This window comes from Cellulomonas olei, from assembly GCF_039548315.1.
Lineage (GTDB): Bacteria > Actinomycetota > Actinomycetes > Actinomycetales > Cellulomonadaceae > Cellulomonas.
The window spans coordinates 130,879-146,807 of the sequence record NZ_JBCLVN010000002.1; the positions used below are offsets into that span (position 1 = coordinate 130,879).

Sequence of the window (15,929 nt, forward strand, 5' to 3'; positions counted from 1 at the left end):
GACCGGCTGAGGAGTCGGCCGCCACCGGTTGCCCGGGGCGACGGGCGACCGGCCCGGGGCGGGGCGTCCGTGGGAGGATGCGGCCCATGCCCGCGCCCGACCGCACCCCGTCCGCCGCGTCCACCGCCGTGCAGGCCGCACGCGTGCCCCTCGCGCAGATCGAGCCGCCGCTGGCGCTCGGGCCGCTGGACGGCCGCTACCGCCGCACCGTGGCCCCGCTGGTCGACCACCTGTCGGAGGCGGCGCTGAACCGCGAGCGCGTGCACGTCGAGGTCGAGTGGCTGATCCACCTCACCTCCCACGGCGTCGTGCCGGGCGCCCCCGTGCTGTCCGACGCGGAGCGGGCGTACCTGCGCGCGGTGGTGACCGGGTTCGGGGCGGCGGAGGTCGCGCGGCTCGCCGAGATCGAGCGCACGACGGTGCACGACGTGAAGGCCGTCGAGTACCTGATCAAGGAGCGCATCGCCGCGGCGCCCGACGTCCTGGGCCCCGGCACCGTGCTGCCGGCCGTGTCGGAGCTCGTCCACTTCTGCTGCACCAGCGAGGACGTCAACAACCTGTCGTACGCGCTCATGGTGCGCGGCGCGGTGCAGGACGTCTGGCTGCCGGCCGCGACGGGCCTGGTCGACGACCTCGCGGCGATGGCGCGGGACCTGGCCGAGGTCCCGATGCTGGCGCTGACGCACGGGCAGCCCGCCACGCCGACCACGCTCGGCAAGGAGCTCGCCGTCCTCGCCCACCGGCTGCGCCGCCAGCTCCGCCGGGTCGCCGGCGCGGAGTTCCTCGGCAAGCTCAACGGCGCGACCGGCACCTACGGCGCGCACGTCGTCGCCGTGCCGGGTGCCGACTGGCCGGAGGTCAGCCGCACGTTCGTCGAGCACCTCGGGCTGACGTGGAACCCGCTGACCACGCAGATCGAGTCGCACGACTGGCAGGCGGAGCTGTACGCGGACGTCGCGCGCTTCAACCGGGTGCTGCACAACCTCGCGACCGACGTGTGGACGTACATCTCGCGGGGCGTCTTCGTGCAGATCCCCGTCGCGGGCGCGACCGGGTCGTCGACGATGCCCCACAAGGTGAACCCCATCCGGTTCGAGAACGCCGAGGCCAACCTCGAGCTCTCGTGCGCGCTGCTCGACACGCTGGGCGCGACGCTCGTCACCAGCCGGCTGCAGCGGGACCTCACCGACTCGACCACGCAGCGCAACATCGGCCCGGCGTTCGGCCACTCGCTGCTCGCGGTCGACAACGTGCGCCGGGGGCTCGCGGCCCTCTCGGTGGACCGCGAGCTGCTCGCGCGCGAGCTCGACCAGAACTGGGAGGTGCTGGGCGAGCCCGTGCAGTCCGCGATGCGCGCGGCGGCGGTCGCCGGCGTCACCGGGATGGAGAACCCGTACGAGCGGCTCAAGGAGCTGACGCGCGGCCGCCGGCTCACCGCGGACGACATGCGGGAGTTCATCGCGGGGCTCGGCCTCCCGCAGGACGTGGCGGCGCGGCTGTCCGCGCTCACCCCCGGCGGCTACACGGGGCTCGCGGGCGAGCTCGTCCGGTACCTGGAGGACTGACCGGGGCGGGCGGCACCGGCCCGTCGCGGGCGCCGGCTCAGGCCGGGGCGGGCGCGAGGTCGCCGGCGGGCACCGTGACGGCCGCGAGGTCCGCGAGCGCCGCGGCGTACCGCGCGGCGTCCCCGTCGGCGGCGGCGGACCGTGCCCGCACCGTCGGCCCGTGCAGCGCGGACCGCACCCGGCGCCGCAGCGCGCGGGCACGCCGCTCGTCCAGGCCCTCGACGGCCGCGGCGAGCTCCTCGAGCACGCGGCGGCGCTCGGCGACGACCGGCGGGTTCCACTCGCGGGTGCGCCGCGTGCGCTCGAACGCCTCGGCCTGCTCCGCGACGAGCGCGCGTGCCTCCGCCACCGTCGCGGAGTGCCCGTCCGGGGCGTGCTCGGCGACGGTCGTCAGGCTGACCAGGCGGACGCCGGGCAGCTCGCCGACGGCCGGGTCGACGTCGTGCTGGAGCGCCAGGTCGACCACCGCGAGCGGCCGCGCCCCCACGGACGCCTCGGCGGAGCGCGAGCGGATCAGCGCGTCGACGTCGAGGACCGCGCCGGCCGCGCCGCTGCACGCCACGACCAGGTCGACTCCCGCGAGGCTGGCCGCCAGGTCGGCGGTCGCCGCGGTGACCCCGCGCTGCGCCGCGAACTGCCCGGCGCGCCCGCTCGCGGAGTAGACCAGCACCTCGCCGCACCCGCGGGCCTTGAGCGCCGCCAGGCTCGCCCCGGCGTACGAGCCGGTCCCGATGAGCAGGCAGCGCACGTCGTGCCAGTCCGGCAGGTCGCCGGCGACGAGGTCGAGCGCGACGCCGACGACGGAGCGACCCGCGCCGCCCAGGCCCGTGCGGCCCTCGACCGCGCGCGACGCCCGGGACGCCGCCTGGAACAGCGCCTCGAGGCCGGAGGTCGTGGTGCCGTCCCGGCGGGCCGCGGTCAGCGCCCGGCGCACCTGGCCGGCGATCTCCCGCTCCCCCACGACCATCGACTCCAGGCCGGAGGCGACGGCGAACAGGTGCTCGACCACGCGCCGGCCGGTCGCGGGCGTCAGCGACGCGGCGACGCGGGAGGCGGGGTACCCGGAGCGGGCGGCCACGGCGTCGGCGACCGCGGCACGGGCCGCGTCGGCGTCGGCCGCGTCGGCGACGTCCAGGTACAGCTCGAAGCGGTTGCAGGTCGCGAGCACGACCGCCCCCGCGACGGGGTCGCAGCCGGTCACGATCTCCCGTCCGACAGCGTGCGTGTCGGCGGACAACCGCTCCAGCACGGACAGGTCGAGGTCGTGATGACTGGCCACCAACGACAGCATCACCACGCCCACGATTGAATCACTCCAGGGAAGACGGGGCACAATCACGGGTGATGTCGACTTCGTCACGCCCCGACCCCGCCCCCGCGACCGCGCTCGCCTCGCTGCCCGACGGGACCGGCCTGCCCGCCGACCACCCGCTGGTGGACGGCCGCACCGCCGACGCCCCGCTGCTGGCCGCCTACCGCGGCCGGACGCCCGCGCGCAGGCCCGTCTGGTTCATGCGCCAGGCCGGCCGGTCGCTGCCCGAGTACCGCGCCGCCCGCGCGGGCACCGCGATGCTCGACGCGTGCCTGGTGCCGGAGCTGGCGTCCGAGATCACGCTGCAGCCGGTGCGGCGCCACGGCGTCGACGCGGCGATCTTCTTCTCCGACATCGTGGTGCCGCTGCGGCTCGCCGGTGTCGACGTGGACATCCACCCGGGCGTGGGGCCGGTGCTCGGCTCCCCGGTCCGCACCGCCGACGACGTCGCGCGCCTGCGGGACGCCTCTCCCGCCGAGGCGCTGACCCCCGAGGTGCTCGCCCCCGTGACCGAGGCCGTCCGGCTGACGACGGCGGCGCTGGGCGCCACGCCGCTCATCGGGTTCGCCGGTGCGCCGTTCACGCTGGCCGCCTACCTCGTGGAGGGCAGGCCGTCGCGGGACCACCTGGCGGCGCGCACCCTCATGCACGCCGACCCGGCGACGTGGCGGGCCCTCACGCAGTGGGCCGCCGACGTCACGGGCACGTTCCTGCGGGCGCAGGTGCTCGCGGGCGCCGGCGCGGCCCAGCTGTTCGACTCGTGGGCCGGGTCGCTGTCCCTGGCCGACTACACGGCGCACGTCGCCCCCGCGTCCACGCGGGCGCTGTCCCACGTCGCGGACCTCGGCGTGCCGCGCGTGCACTTCGGCACCGGCACGGGCGAGCTGCTGGCCGCGATGCGGGACGTGGGTGCGGACGTCGTCGGCGTCGACCACCGCATCCCGCTGGACGAGGCGGTGCGGCGGCTCGACGGGCGCGTGCCCGTGCAGGGCAACATCGACCCCGCCCTGCTGGCCGCGCCCTGGCCGGTGCTGGAGGCGCACGTGCGCGACGTCGTCGCCCGCGGCGCCGTCGCCCCGGGGCACGTGGTCAACCTCGGCCACGGCGTCCCGCCCGAGACGGACCCCGACGTGCTGACCCGCGTCGTGGAGCTCGTCCACTCCCTGTGACCGCGGCCGGGGGTCCCACGCGCGGCGGGCCCCCGACCGGCACAGTGGTGCCCGACCGACGCGCGACGACGAGCCGAGGAGCAGCCACGAGCGACCAGGACACCCGACCCGCGGGCCGGGACACGCAGGGGACGGCGCCCGACGCCGTGGTGGTCGGCGGTGGCATCGCGGGGCTGGTCGCCGCCCGGGAGCTCGCGATCGCCGGGCTGAGGCCGCTCGTGCTGGAGGCGTGGACCTCGCCGGGCGGTGTCGTCGGCCGGCACGAGGTCGACGGGCTGCGGCTGGACGCCGGCGCGGAGTCGTTCGCGACGCGCGGCGGCTCCGTGGCCGCCCTGGCGGACGAGCTGGGGCTCACGGACCGGGTCGTCGCCCCGGAGCCGCACGGCGCGTGGGTGCGGCTGCCGCACGGCGCCGGGCCGCTGCCGCGCACCGGCCTGCTCGGCATCCCGGCCGACCCCTGGGCGCCCGACGTCCGCCGGACCCTCGGGACCGCCGGCGCGCTGCGGGCGTCGCTCGACCGCGTGCTGCCGGCGTCGGCGGGCCTGCGGGCGGGCGGCGGCCCGGGCCCGACGCTCGGCGGTCTGGTCCGGGCCCGGATGGGCCGCCGGGTGCTCGACCGGCTGGTGCGGCCCGTCGTCGCGGGCGTGCACGCCGCGGAGCCGGACGACACCGCGGTGGACGCCGTCGCGCCCGGCCTGTCCGACGCCGTGCGCCGCGCGGGCTCCCTCGCCGGCGGCGTCGCGGCCCTGCGGGCGCTGGCGCCGGCGGGGTCGGCGGTCGCCGGGTTCCGCGGGGGCCTGCACGTGCTGGTCGACGCCCTGGTCGCCGACGTCACCGCACGCGGCGGGGACGTCCGCACCGGGGTGCGGGCGGTCGCCGTGGCGCGCGACGCCGGAGGGTTCCGCGTCACCGTGTCCGGGCCCGGCGGCGAGCACCAGGTCGACGCGCCCCGCCTGGTGGTCGCGACCCCCCGCGCCACCGAGCTGCTCGCCGGCGTCGCCCCCGGGCTCGCCGGGCTGCACACCGACCCCGGCGCGGACATCGTGCTGGTCACGCTCGTGCTGGACGCCCCGGAGCTCGACTCCGCGCCGCGGGGCACCGGCGTCCTGGTGGCGCGCGCCGTCCCGGGCGTGCGCGCGAAGGCGCTGACGCACGCGACCGCCAAGTGGGGGTGGCTGGCCGACGCCGCCGGGCCCGGACGGCACGTCGTGCGGCTGTCGTACGGCCGGGCGGGGGACGTCCCCGGGGCGGACCCGCTGCCGGGCGACCTGCCCGGGCTGACGGCGCTGGCGCTGCGTGACGCCTCCGCCGTGCTCGGGGTGCCGCTGCGGGCGGAGCAGGTGCGGGCCTCGGCCCGCGTCGGCTGGCGACAGGGCCTGCCGGTGCCGACCGCGGCCCACCGCAGCACGGTCCGCGAGGTCCGCGAGGCGGTCGCGGCGGTGCCGGGGCTCGCCGTCGTGGGCGCGTGGGTGTCCGGCAACGGGCTCGCCTCCGTGGTGCCGGACGCCCGCGCGACGGCGTCCGCGCTGGCTGCGGCGCCGACGGCGTGACGGCCCCGGCGGACGGCCCGCGACCGGTTTCGACAACCCCTCCGGAGGTGGCCGAGACTGGGGGCATGTCCCCCCTCGTCCGCGTCGGCACCCGCGCGAGCGCGCTCGCGCTCACCCAGACCGGGCACGTGGCGGACGCCCTCACGGCGCTCGGCGCGGGCGACCACGAGCTGGTGCGGGTGCGGACCGACGGCGACCGGCTGACCGGTTCGCTCGCCACGCTCGGCGGCACCGGCGTCTTCGTCACGGCCCTGCGCGACGCGCTGCTCGACGGCCGGTGCGACGTCGCCGTGCACTCGTTCAAGGACCTGCCGACCGCGCCGGCGCCGGGGCTGGTGGTCGCGGCGGTCCCGGTGCGCGAGGACCCGCGCGACGCGCTGTGCGCCCGCGACGGCCGCACGCTCGCCACCCTCCCGGAGGGCGCCTCGGTCGGCACCGGCTCCCCGCGGCGCGCCGCCCAGCTCCGCGCCGCCCGCCCCGACCTGGTGGTCGTGGACATCCGCGGCAACGTCGACACGCGGCTGCGGCGCATCGAGGACGACCTGGACGCCGTGGTGCTCGCACGGGCGGGCCTCGCGCGGCTGGGACGCCTCGACGCCGTGACGGAGGCGCTGCCGCTCGACGTCATGACCCCCGCCCCGGCGCAGGGCGCGCTCGCCGTCGAGGTGCGGACCGCCGACGCCGCGGACGGCGAGGCGCTGGCGCGGGCGCTCGCCGCGCTCGACCACCGGCCCACCCACCTGGCCGTGCTGGCCGAGCGGGCGCTGCTCAACCGGCTGGAGGCCGGCTGCGCGGCCCCCGTCGGCGCGCACGCAGGCCTCGGGCCGGACGGCGTCCTGCACCTGGAGGCGGTGGTGCTCCGCCCGGACGGCACCGCGTCCCTGCGGCGGGCCGCCTCGACCCCCCTGACCGCCGCGCCCGCCGACGACCCGGCGGGGACCGCGCTCGCCGCCGCGGCGCTCGGCACGCGGCTCGCGGAGGAGCTGCTCGGGGCGGGCGCCGCCGCGCTCGCGGGGCTGGCCGCGTGACCGGCCTGGCCGGCCTGCGGGTGCTGGTCCCCCGGGAGACCGCCGGGCCGGACCCGCTCGTCATCGCCCTGCGCGCGGCCGGCGCGGAGCCCGTCGTCGTGCCCCTGATCCAGACCGTCCCGCCGCACGACCCCACCGAGCTCGACGACGCCCTGCTGGCGCTCGAGGTCGGCTACTACGGCTGGGTGGCCGTGACCAGCGCGGCCGCGGTGCCGGTGCTGGTGGACCGCGCGGAGGAGACCGGCCACACGCTCGCCGGGCTGCTCGAGGACGTCCGGGTCGCAGCGGTCGGCGGCTCCACCGCCCGCGCCCTGCGCGACGCCGGCATCCGGGTGGACCTGGTGCCCGCCGGCCGGTCCTCGGCGGTGGCGCTGCTCGCGGCCTGGCCCCCGGCCGGCGCCGAGCCGCAGCGCGTGCTGCTGCCGCTCGGCGACCTCGCCGCCCCGACGCTCGCCGACGGCCTGGCCGCGCGCGGCTGGCCGGTCGACGTGGTGACGACGTACCGCACGGTGCCCGGGCCCGCGCCGGAGCCGCCGGTCCGCGACGCCTGGGCGACGGGCGGGGTGGACGCCGTCCTGCTGACCTCGGGCAGCACCGCGCGCAACCTGCTGACCATGCTCGGCGCCCCGCCCGCCGGGACGCTCGTGTGCTGCATCGGCGAGTCGACCGCGGCCGAGGCGCGCCGCGTCGGCCTGTCCGTCGCCGCCGTGGCCGGGCACCAGACGCCGGGCGACCTGGTCGCGGCGCTGGCGGCAGCGGTCGACGACCGGTCGCCCGGAGACCCCGCGTCGCCGCCGACGCCGACCGCACCCCCGGACCCCGCCCCGCCGACGGACCCCGCCCACCCGGCGGGTACGTCCCCGGGGCCCCGCACCGCCGCCGCACCCCGGGCGGCCGACCCCGACGGAGGGCAGGCATGACGAGCCTCGACGACCACGGCGGCAGCACGCCCGGCAGCACCGGCACGGCCGGCACGCCCGGCACGCCCGGCACGCCCGGCAGCGCCGGCACGACGGGCGCGACGCCCCCCGGCACCGTCCCCGCGGGTGCCCCCGAGGCCGTCGTCGCGGCGGCCCGGCCCGGCCGCGTCCGGCCCCGGCGGCTGCGCGCGACGACGGCGATGCGCCGCTCGGTGTCCCAGACCCGCCTGCACCCCGCCGAGCTGGTCCTGCCGCTCTTCGTCAAGGAGGGCCTCGCCGAGCCGCAGCCGATCGCGTCGATGCCGGGCGTCGTCCAGCACACGCGCGACTCCCTGCGCCGCGCGGTGGTCGAGGCCGCGGCCGCGGGCGTCGGCGGCGTGAACCTGTTCGGCGTGCCGCTGGCCCGCGACGCCGTCGGGTCGGGCGCCACCGACCCCGACGGCATCCTCAACGTGGCGCTGGCGGACGTCCGCGCCGAGGTGGGGGACGCCCTGGTGATCCAGGCCGACCTGTGCCTCGACGAGTTCACCGACCACGGGCACTGCGGCGTGCTGACGCCCGACGGCGTGGTCGACAACGACGCCACGCTGGTGCGGTACGCCGAGATGGCCCTCGCGCAGGCCGACGCGGGCGCCCACATGGTCGCCCCCAGCGGCATGATGGACGGCCAGGTCGGCGTGATCCGGGACGTCCTCGACGCCGCCGGGCGGACCGACGTCGCCGTGCTGGCCTACGCCGCGAAGTACGCGAGCGTGCTGTACGGGCCGTTCCGCGACGCCGTGGAGTCGACGCTCGACGGCGACCGCCGGACCTACCAGATGGACCCCGGCAACCGCCGCGAGGCGCTGCACGAGGTGGCGCTCGACATCGCGGAGGGCGCCGACGTCGTCATGGTGAAGCCCGCCGGGGCGTACCTGGACGTGCTCGCCGACGTGGCCGCCGCGAGCACGGTGCCCGTCGCGGCGTACCAGGTGTCCGGCGAGTACGCGATGGTCGAGGCCGCCGCGGCCCAGGGCTGGCTGGACCGCCGGCGGGCGATCACCGAGTCGGTGCTGGGCATCCGCCGCGCCGGCGCGGACCAGGTGCTGACGTACTGGGCCGTGGAGCTGGCCCACTGGCTGCGGGAGGAGTGGCGATGACCTCGTCGGAGGAGCTGTTCGAGCGGGCGCAGGGCGTCATCCCGGGCGGGGTGAGCTCGCCGGTGCGCGCGTTCGGCTCGGTCGGCGGGGCGCCGCGGTTCGTGGCCTCGGCGCGCGGCGCCTACGTCACCGACGTGGACGGCCGCGAGTACGTCGACCTCGTCGGGTCGTGGGGGCCGGCGATCCTCGGCCACGCGCACCCGGAGGTCGTCGAGGCCGTGCGCGAGGCGGCGGGACGCGGGCTGTCGTTCGGCGCGCCCACCCTCGCGGAGGTCGAGCTCGCGGAGGCCGTGCGGGCCCGCGTGCCCGTCGTCGAACGGCTCCGCCTGGTGTCGACCGGCACCGAGGCGACGATGACGGCGATCCGGCTCGCGCGCGGCGTGACCGGCCGGGACCGCGTCGTGAAGTTCGCCGGCTGCTACCACGGGCACTCGGACGGTCTGCTGGCGGCGGCCGGGTCGGGCGTCGCCACGCTGGCCCTGCCCGGCTCGGCCGGGGTCCCCGCGTCCGTGGCCGCCGAGACGATCGTGCTGCCGTACCACGACCTGCCGGCCGTCGAGGCGGCGTTCGCGGAGCACGGCCCGACCATCGCCGCGATCATCACCGAGGCCGCGCCCGCGAACATGGGCGTCGTCCCGCCGGAGCCCGGCTTCAACGCCGCGCTCGCCCGGATCGCCCACGCGCACGGCGCCCTGCTGATCCAGGACGAGGTCCTGACCGGCTTCCGCGTCGGCCCGGCCGGCTGGTGGGGCCTGGAGGCGCAGCGCGAGGGCTGGAGCCCGGACCTGCTGACGTTCGGCAAGGTCGTCGGCGGCGGCATGCCCGTCGCGGCGCTCGGCGGCCCGGCGGCCGTCATGGACGCGCTGGCGCCGACCGGACCCGTCTACCAGGCGGGCACGCTGTCCGGGAACCCCGTCGCGACGGCCGCGGGCCTGGCGACGCTGCGGCTCGCGGACGACGCGGTGTACGCCCGCGTGGACCGCGCCGCCGCCCTGCTGCGCGAGGCCGTCGACGAGGCGCTCACGGCCGCGGGGGTGGCGCACGCGGTGCAGCACGCGAGCAACCTGTTCTCCACGGTGCTCGGCACGGACGCGGGTGCGCGGGACTACGCGCAGGTGCTCGCGTCGGAGGCGTGGCGCTACCCGGCGTTCTTCCACAGCCTGCTGCGCGACGGGGTGTACGCGCCGCCGTCGGCGTTCGAGGCGTGGTTCGTGTCCGCCGCCCACGACGACGCCGCTCTCGACCGCGTCGTGTCCGCGCTGCCCGCCGCGGCCCGCGCCGCCGCGCAGGCCTCCCCGCCCGCCGCCTGACCGACCCGCGCCCACCCGACCCGCCCGCGCTCACCCGACCCGCGCCGCGCCTCGTCGAGGTTGCAGCAGATGCTGGCTTCGCGCGCCTGAACCCCGCATCTGCTGCAATCACGACGGCTGGTCGGGGCGGACGGGGCGAGGCGGACGGGGCGGGGCGGGCGCGCGCGGGCGGGTGCGCGCGGGCGGGCGCGCGGCGGGGCGGGTCGCAGGTCGGACGGCCTCGGGCCGGGTTCGGTCCGCTGACCTGCACCGTGACCGGAACGCAATCCCGCCGTTACACGCGGATGCCCTGTGAGCGCGCACACTGTGCTAGTCCTATGTCCCACGTTGCGGGCACCTGTGCCCGGCAAGCGAGACAGACACCGCCGCTCTGACGGCGGGCAGGGGCTCCATCCAGGGAAGAGGTACACGCATGACTGCGGTTCCCCACGGCCGCCGACGCGGCCTGGCGGCCGGCGCCGGCCTGGTCGCCACCGCACTCGTCCTCGCCGCGTGCAGCGGCGGCTCGGGCGGCGACGACGAGACGGACGGCGGCGGCGACAGCGCCGGCGGCGCGCTGATGATCGGCACGACGGACAAGATCACGACGATCGACCCGGCCGGCTCGTACGACAACGGGTCGTTCGCGGTGATGAACCAGGTCTACCCGTTCCTCATGAACACCCCGTTCGGCAGCCCGGACGTGGAGCCGGACATCGCCGAGTCGGCCGAGTTCACCTCCCCGACCGAGTACACGGTCACCCTCAAGCCGGGCCTGACCTTCGCGAACGGCAACGAGCTGACCTCGTCCGACGTGAAGTTCACCTTCGACCGACAGCTCGCGATCTTCGAGTCCGGCGCGGACGGCGGCAACGGCCCCGGTTCGCTGCTGTACAACCTCGACAGCGTCGACGCCCCGGACGACACCACCGTCGTCTTCCACCTGAAGTCCGAGGACGACCAGGTGTTCCCGCAGATCCTGTCGAGCCCCGCGGGCCCGATCGTGGACGAGGACGTGTTCGCCGCCGACGCGCTGACGCCGGACGACGACATCGTCGCGGGCGAGGCGTTCGCCGGCCCGTACACGATCACGGACTACAGCGTGAACGACCTCGTGGTGTACCAGGCCAACCCGGACTACCAGGGCCTGCTCGGCGCGCCGAAGAACGAGGAGGTGACGGTCCAGTACTACACCGACGCCTCGAACCTGAAGCTCGACGTGCAGCAGGGCAACGTGGACGTCGCGTTCCGCAGCCTGTCGGCCACCGACATCGAGGACCTGCGCGGCGACGACAACGTCAAGGTCGTGGACGGCCCCGGCGGCGAGATCCGCTACATCGTCTTCAACTTCGACACCCAGCCGTACGGCGCCACCACGCCGGAGGCCGACGAGGACAAGGCGCTGGCCGTCCGCCAGGCGGTCGCCGACCTGATCGACCGCGAGGAGATCGCCGACCAGGTCTACAAGGGCACCTACACCCCGCTGTACTCGTTCGTCCCCGAGGGCCTGACGGGCGCCACCGAGTCGCTCAAGCCGCTGTACGGCGACGGCGACGGCGGCCCGGACGCCGACAAGGCGGCCGAGCGCCTCGAGGCCGCGGGCGTCGAGACCCCGGTGCAGCTGTCGCTGCAGTACAGCAACGACCACTACGGCCCGTCCTCCGGCGAGGAGTACGCGCTGATCAAGGACCAGCTCGAGGCCACCGGGCTGTTCTCGGTCGACCTGCAGACCACCGAGTGGGTGCAGTACGCCAAGGACCGCACGTCCGACGTCTACCCGGCCTACCAGCTCGGCTGGTTCCCGGACTACTCCGACGCGGACAACTACCTCACGCCGTTCTTCCTCACGGAGAACTTCCTGGGCAACCACTACGACAACCAGGAGGTCAACGACCTGATCCTGGAGCAGGCCGTCACCCCGGACGCCGACGAGCGCACCGCGCTCATCGAGCAGATCCAGGACGCGGTGGCGCAGGACCTCTCGACGGTCCCGTACCTCCAGGGCGCGCAGGTGGCCGTGGTCGGCACCGACGTGACCGGCGCCGAGGACACCCTCGACGCGTCCTTCAAGTTCCGCTACGGCGCGCTGGCCATCGGCTGACGCACCGCCCCCACCCGACGCCCGGTGCGGGTCGCTCCTCGCGAGCGGCCCGCGCCGGGCGTCACGGGCGATCAGAGCGAGAGACATGACCTCCACCTCCGTGACCGGACCGCAGCAGCCCACCGGCCTGCCGTCCGCCGACGGCGACACGCCGTCCACCCCGCGGGCCAGGCGGCGCTCCGGCGGGGGCGGCCTCGGCCGCTACCTGCTGGTCCGCTTCCTGCTCATCATCCCGACGGTCTTCATCCTCGTGACCGTCGTCTTCCTGCTCATGCGGGCCACCGGCGACCCGATCACCGCGGCGCAGGGCGGCCGGCTCCCGGCGGCCCAGCTCGCCGAGCGGATCCACCAGGCCGGCTACGACCGCCCCGTGCTCGTGCAGTACGTCGAGTACCTCGGGGACCTGCTGCGCGGCGACTTCGGCACCACGCTGAGCGACGCGCGCCCGGTCACGGAGGTGCTGACGACGTTCGGCACCGCGACCCTCGAGCTCGCGTTCTACGCCCTGATCGTGGCGTTCGTCGTCGGCATCCCGCTGGGCCTCGCCGCCGCGTACTTCCGCGACCGCGTGCCGGACGCGCTGCTGCGGGTGTTCGCGATCGCCTGCTACGCCACGCCGGTGTTCTTCGCCGGCCTGCTGCTCAAGCTGATCTTCTCCGTGCAGCTCGACTGGCTGCCCGTCGCGGGGCGGGCCTCGACCCGCTCGGAGATCGCGATGCGGCGCCTCGACGACCCGACGGGCATCTACCTGATCGACGCGATCCGCACCGGCAACCCGGACGTCGTCGTCGACGTCCTCCAGCACGCGATCCTGCCGGCGGTCACGCTCGGCCTGCTGACCGCCGGGGTGTTCCTGCGCCTGGTGCGCACCAACGTCATCGGCACGCTCGGCTCGGGCTACGTGGACGCGGCGCGGTCGCGCGGCGTACGGGAGTCCCGGCTGCTGCGCAAGCACGCCTACCGCCCCGCGCTGATCCCGATCGTCACCGTCATCGGCATGCAGATCGCCATGCTGCTGGTGGGAGCCGTGCTCACGGAGACGACGTTCGAGTGGCGCGGCCTCGGCTTCCAGATCTCGGAGTACCTCCAGGCCCGCGACTTCGTGGCGGTGCAGGGCATCGTCGTCATGCTCGCCGTGATCGTGGCCGTGACGAACTTCCTGGTCGACGTGATCGCCGCGCTCATCGACCCGAGGGTGAGGTACTGACATGGCGACCGCCACCACCGAGGGCGGGCGGGCCCGGCGCACCTGGCGCTCGCTGCCCGTCGTCCACCAGCTGCGGCAGAGCGTCGGCCTGCAGCGCGGGATGCTCGTCACGGGCCTCGTGCTGACCGGCCTGCTGCTGCTCACCGCGCTCCTGGCGCCGCTGCTCGCGCCCTACGGGTTCGCGCAGCTCCGCGACGCCGACGGGCCGTTCGGCGCGCAGCAGCCGCCGTCCGCCGAGCACCTGCTCGGCACCACCGTCGGCGGCTACGACGTGCTGTCCCGCGTCATCTGGGGCTCGCGGACCGCGGTGCTCGTCATCGTCATCGCCATCGCGGCCTCGCTGTTCCTCGGCGTGCTGCTCGGCCTGGTGTCCGGCTACTTCGGCGGCTGGCTCGACCGGGTGCTCGTGGTGGTCGCGGACGCGATCTACGCGTTCCCGTCCCTGCTGCTCGCGATCGTGCTGGCCATCGTCATCAGCGGCGGCCAGGCCGACATGATCGGCGGCGTGCTCGCGGCGGCGCTGTCGATCATGGTGGTCTTCACACCGCAGTACCTACGGGTGGTGCGCGCCGAGACCATCCGCATCAAGTCCGAGGCGTTCGTGGAGTCCGCACGCGTCATCGGGGCGAGCAACGGCCGGATCATGTTCGTGCACGTGCTGCGCAACGCGACCCGCACGCTGCCGCTCATCATCACGCTGAACGCGTCGGAGGCCATCCTCACGCTCGCCGGGCTCGGGTTCCTGGGCTTCGGCATCGAGCCGACGCAGGCAGCGGAGTGGGGCTACGACCTGAACCGCGCGATCGCGGACGTCACGTCCGGCATCTGGTGGACCTCCGTGTTCCCGGGCGTCGCGATCGTGCTGTCCGTGCTGGGCATCACCCTGGTCGGCGAGTCCCTCAACGACCTGGCCGACCCGCGGCTGCGCACCCGCCGCGCCGCGACCGACGTCGGCGGCGACGTGGCGGCGACCTCGGTCGTCCCCGGCGGCGCGCTGACCGCACCGGGCGGGGTGGCGGGCCTGGAGCCCGGGACGGAGGACGCCCGATGACCGCGGCACCGCAGACCGGCGCACCCCGCGGCGACGCCGCGCCGGTCGTCGAGATCACCGACCTGTCCGTGTCCTTCGCGACCGACGCGGGCGACGTCCGCGCGGTCGACGGGGTGTCGCTGACCGTCCACGCCGGCGAGGTGCTGGCCGTGGTCGGGGAGTCCGGCAGCGGCAAGTCGGTCACCGCCAAGACGATCCTCGGCCTGCTGCCGTCGACCGCCACCGCCCGCGGGGCCGTCGTGCTGTCCTCCCGGGACGGCGCGACCCGCTCGGACGTGAACGCGCTGAGCGGCGCGGCGCTGCGGCAGGTCCGCGGCCGGGACGCCGCCATGGTGTTCCAGGAGCCGTCGACCGCGCTGAACCCGGTCTACCCGGTGGGCTGGCAGATCATCGAGGGCCTGCGCGCCCACGGGCGGATCAGCCGGGCCGACGCCCGGGCGAAGGCCGTCGAGATCCTGCGCAAGGTCGGCATCCCCGACCCCGAGCACCGGATCGACCACTACCCGCACCAGTTCTCCGGCGGGCAGAAGCAGCGCATCGTCATCGCGCAGGCCCTGGTGCTCGACCCGGGCGTGATCATCGCCGACGAGCCGACCACGGCGCTCGACGTGACGGTGCAGGCCGAGATCCTCGACCTGATCCGGCGCTGCCGGGACGAGTTCGGCGCCGCGGTCGTGCTCATCACGCACAACATGGGCGTCGTCGCGGACCTCGCCGACACGGTCGCCGTGATGTACCAGGGCGAGATCGTGGAGCAGGCGCCCGTGCGGCAGCTGTTCTCCGCGCCGGCCCACCCGTACACGCGGGCGCTGCTCGACGCGGTGCCGCGGATCGGGCAGGGCGGCGCGCACGCCCGGGCCCGCGCCGAGGCCCGTCCCGAGGGCTGGGCGTCCTCGACCCCCGTGGTCGAGGCGCGCGACCTGGAGATCACCTACCCGGGCCGGCTCCGGCAGCCCGGGTTCCGGGCCGTCGACGGCGTCTCCCTGGCGATCCGCCCGGGCGAGGTGCTCGGCCTGGTCGGCGAGTCGGGCTCCGGCAAGACCACGATCGGCCGGGCCATCGCCGGGCTGACGCGGGTCACCGGCGGGTCGCTGCAGGTGCTGGGCGTCGAGATGAACGGCGTCAAGGAGCGCGCGCTGCGCCCGATCCGGCCGCGCATCGGGTTCGTGTTCCAGGACCCGGCGACGTCGTTCAACCCGCTGCTCACCATCGCGGAGTGCGTGGCCGAGCCGCTGGTGGTGCACGGCCGGGCGGACGACGCCCGCGCGGCGCGCTCGCGCGTGGACGAGCTGCTGGAGTCGGTGCAGCTGCCCCGCGCGTACGGCGACCGGTTCCCGCACGAGCTGTCCGGCGGGCAGCGCCAGCGCGCGTCGCTCGCCCGGGCGCTCGCGCTGGACCCGGAGCTGCTCATCGCCGACGAGCCGACGTCCGCCCTGGACGTGTCGGTGCAGGCGCGGGTGCTCGAGCTGTTCGCGGAGCTGCAGGAGAGCCTCGGGTTCGCGTGCCTGTTCATCAGCCACGACCTGGCCGTGGTCGACCTGCTCGCCGACCGGATCGCGGTGCTGCACCGCGGCCGGCTGGTCGAGGAGGGCACCGGC

11 protein-coding genes and 1 pseudogene are annotated in these 15,929 nt (G+C 76.3%); 11 read left to right on the forward strand and 1 reads right to left on the reverse strand.

The window, feature by feature from the left end:
• The first annotated feature begins 86 nt into the window (after positions 1 to 86).
• Positions 87 to 1,565, forward strand: a complete 1,479-nt coding sequence (purB, locus tag AAHH18_RS01420; RefSeq protein ID WP_283318848.1) for an adenylosuccinate lyase — start codon at positions 87 to 89, stop codon at positions 1,563 to 1,565.
• A gap of 37 nt (positions 1,566 to 1,602) precedes the next feature.
• Here purB and AAHH18_RS01425 read toward each other — a convergent pair whose 3' ends face one another.
• Entirely contained in the window at positions 1,603 to 2,844 is a 1,242-nt protein-coding gene (locus AAHH18_RS01425; RefSeq protein WP_459349055.1) for a glutamyl-tRNA reductase, read from the reverse strand.
• Between the two features lie 65 nt (positions 2,845 to 2,909).
• Here AAHH18_RS01425 and hemE point away from each other — a divergent pair, with 65 nt between their 5' ends.
• From hemE to AAHH18_RS01475, 10 genes and pseudogenes are all read left to right on the forward strand, one after another.
• The gene (gene hemE, locus AAHH18_RS01430) at positions 2,910 to 4,046 is read left to right on the forward strand and encodes a uroporphyrinogen decarboxylase (protein WP_343300297.1); all 1,137 of its coding nucleotides are present in this window, start codon (positions 2,910 to 2,912) and stop codon (positions 4,044 to 4,046) included.
• 47 nt (positions 4,047 to 4,093) lie between these two features.
• Positions 4,094 to 5,596, forward strand: a complete 1,503-nt coding sequence (locus tag AAHH18_RS01435) for a protoporphyrinogen/coproporphyrinogen oxidase (RefSeq protein ID WP_343300298.1) — start codon at positions 4,094 to 4,096, stop codon at positions 5,594 to 5,596.
• A gap of 65 nt (positions 5,597 to 5,661) precedes the next feature.
• On the forward strand, positions 5,662 to 6,624 hold the full coding sequence (gene hemC / locus AAHH18_RS01440) for a hydroxymethylbilane synthase (RefSeq protein WP_283318846.1): 963 nt from the start codon (positions 5,662 to 5,664) through the stop codon (positions 6,622 to 6,624).
• A gap of 20 nt (positions 6,625 to 6,644) precedes the next feature.
• On the forward strand, positions 6,645 to 7,544 hold the full coding sequence (locus AAHH18_RS01445) for a uroporphyrinogen-III synthase (protein ID WP_459349057.1): 900 nt from the start codon (positions 6,645 to 6,647) through the stop codon (positions 7,542 to 7,544).
• A 170-nt stretch (positions 7,545 to 7,714) separates the two neighbouring features.
• Positions 7,715 to 8,683, forward strand: a pseudogene (hemB, locus tag AAHH18_RS01450) (porphobilinogen synthase); the annotation flags it as partial.
• A complete protein-coding gene (gene hemL, locus AAHH18_RS01455) occupies positions 8,680 to 9,993 on the forward strand; it encodes a glutamate-1-semialdehyde 2,1-aminomutase (RefSeq protein WP_343300300.1) in 1,314 nt (437 codons plus the stop codon). The pseudogene hemB and the gene hemL, both read left to right, overlap by 4 nt.
• Before the next feature lie 412 nt (positions 9,994 to 10,405).
• Positions 10,406 to 12,073 carry an ABC transporter substrate-binding protein gene (locus tag AAHH18_RS01460; protein ID WP_343300301.1) on the forward strand — a complete coding sequence of 556 codons (1,668 nt, stop codon included), beginning with the start codon at positions 10,406 to 10,408 and terminating at the stop codon, positions 12,071 to 12,073.
• Between the two features lie 85 nt (positions 12,074 to 12,158).
• Positions 12,159 to 13,280 carry an ABC transporter permease gene (locus tag AAHH18_RS01465; RefSeq protein ID WP_343300302.1) on the forward strand — a complete coding sequence of 374 codons (1,122 nt, stop codon included), beginning with the start codon at positions 12,159 to 12,161 and terminating at the stop codon, positions 13,278 to 13,280.
• 1 nt (position 13,281) lies between these two features.
• Positions 13,282 to 14,331, forward strand: a complete 1,050-nt coding sequence (locus tag AAHH18_RS01470) for an ABC transporter permease (protein WP_343300303.1) — start codon at positions 13,282 to 13,284, stop codon at positions 14,329 to 14,331.
• A partial coding sequence (locus AAHH18_RS01475; protein WP_343300304.1) for an ABC transporter ATP-binding protein occupies positions 14,328 to 15,929 on the forward strand: 1,602 nt, incomplete at its 3' end. The genes AAHH18_RS01470 and AAHH18_RS01475, both read left to right, overlap by 4 nt.

Bases quoted from the DNA above. Each gene is read 5' to 3' on its own strand.
- AAHH18_RS01465 (WP_343300302.1), top strand. From the start codon at position 12,159: ATGACCTCCACCTCCGTGACCGGACCGCAGCAGCCCACCGGCCTGCCG.
- hemL (WP_343300300.1), top strand. From the start codon at position 8,680: ATGACCTCGTCGGAGGAGCTGTTCGAGCGGGCGCAGGGCGTCATCCCG.
- hemC (WP_283318846.1), top strand. From the start codon at position 5,662: ATGTCCCCCCTCGTCCGCGTCGGCACCCGCGCGAGCGCGCTCGCGCTC.
- hemE (WP_343300297.1), top strand. From the start codon at position 2,910: ATGTCGACTTCGTCACGCCCCGACCCCGCCCCCGCGACCGCGCTCGCC.
- AAHH18_RS01470 (WP_343300303.1), top strand. From the start codon at position 13,282: ATGGCGACCGCCACCACCGAGGGCGGGCGGGCCCGGCGCACCTGGCGC.
- purB (WP_283318848.1), top strand. From the start codon at position 87: ATGCCCGCGCCCGACCGCACCCCGTCCGCCGCGTCCACCGCCGTGCAG.
- AAHH18_RS01460 (WP_343300301.1), top strand. From the start codon at position 10,406: ATGACTGCGGTTCCCCACGGCCGCCGACGCGGCCTGGCGGCCGGCGCC.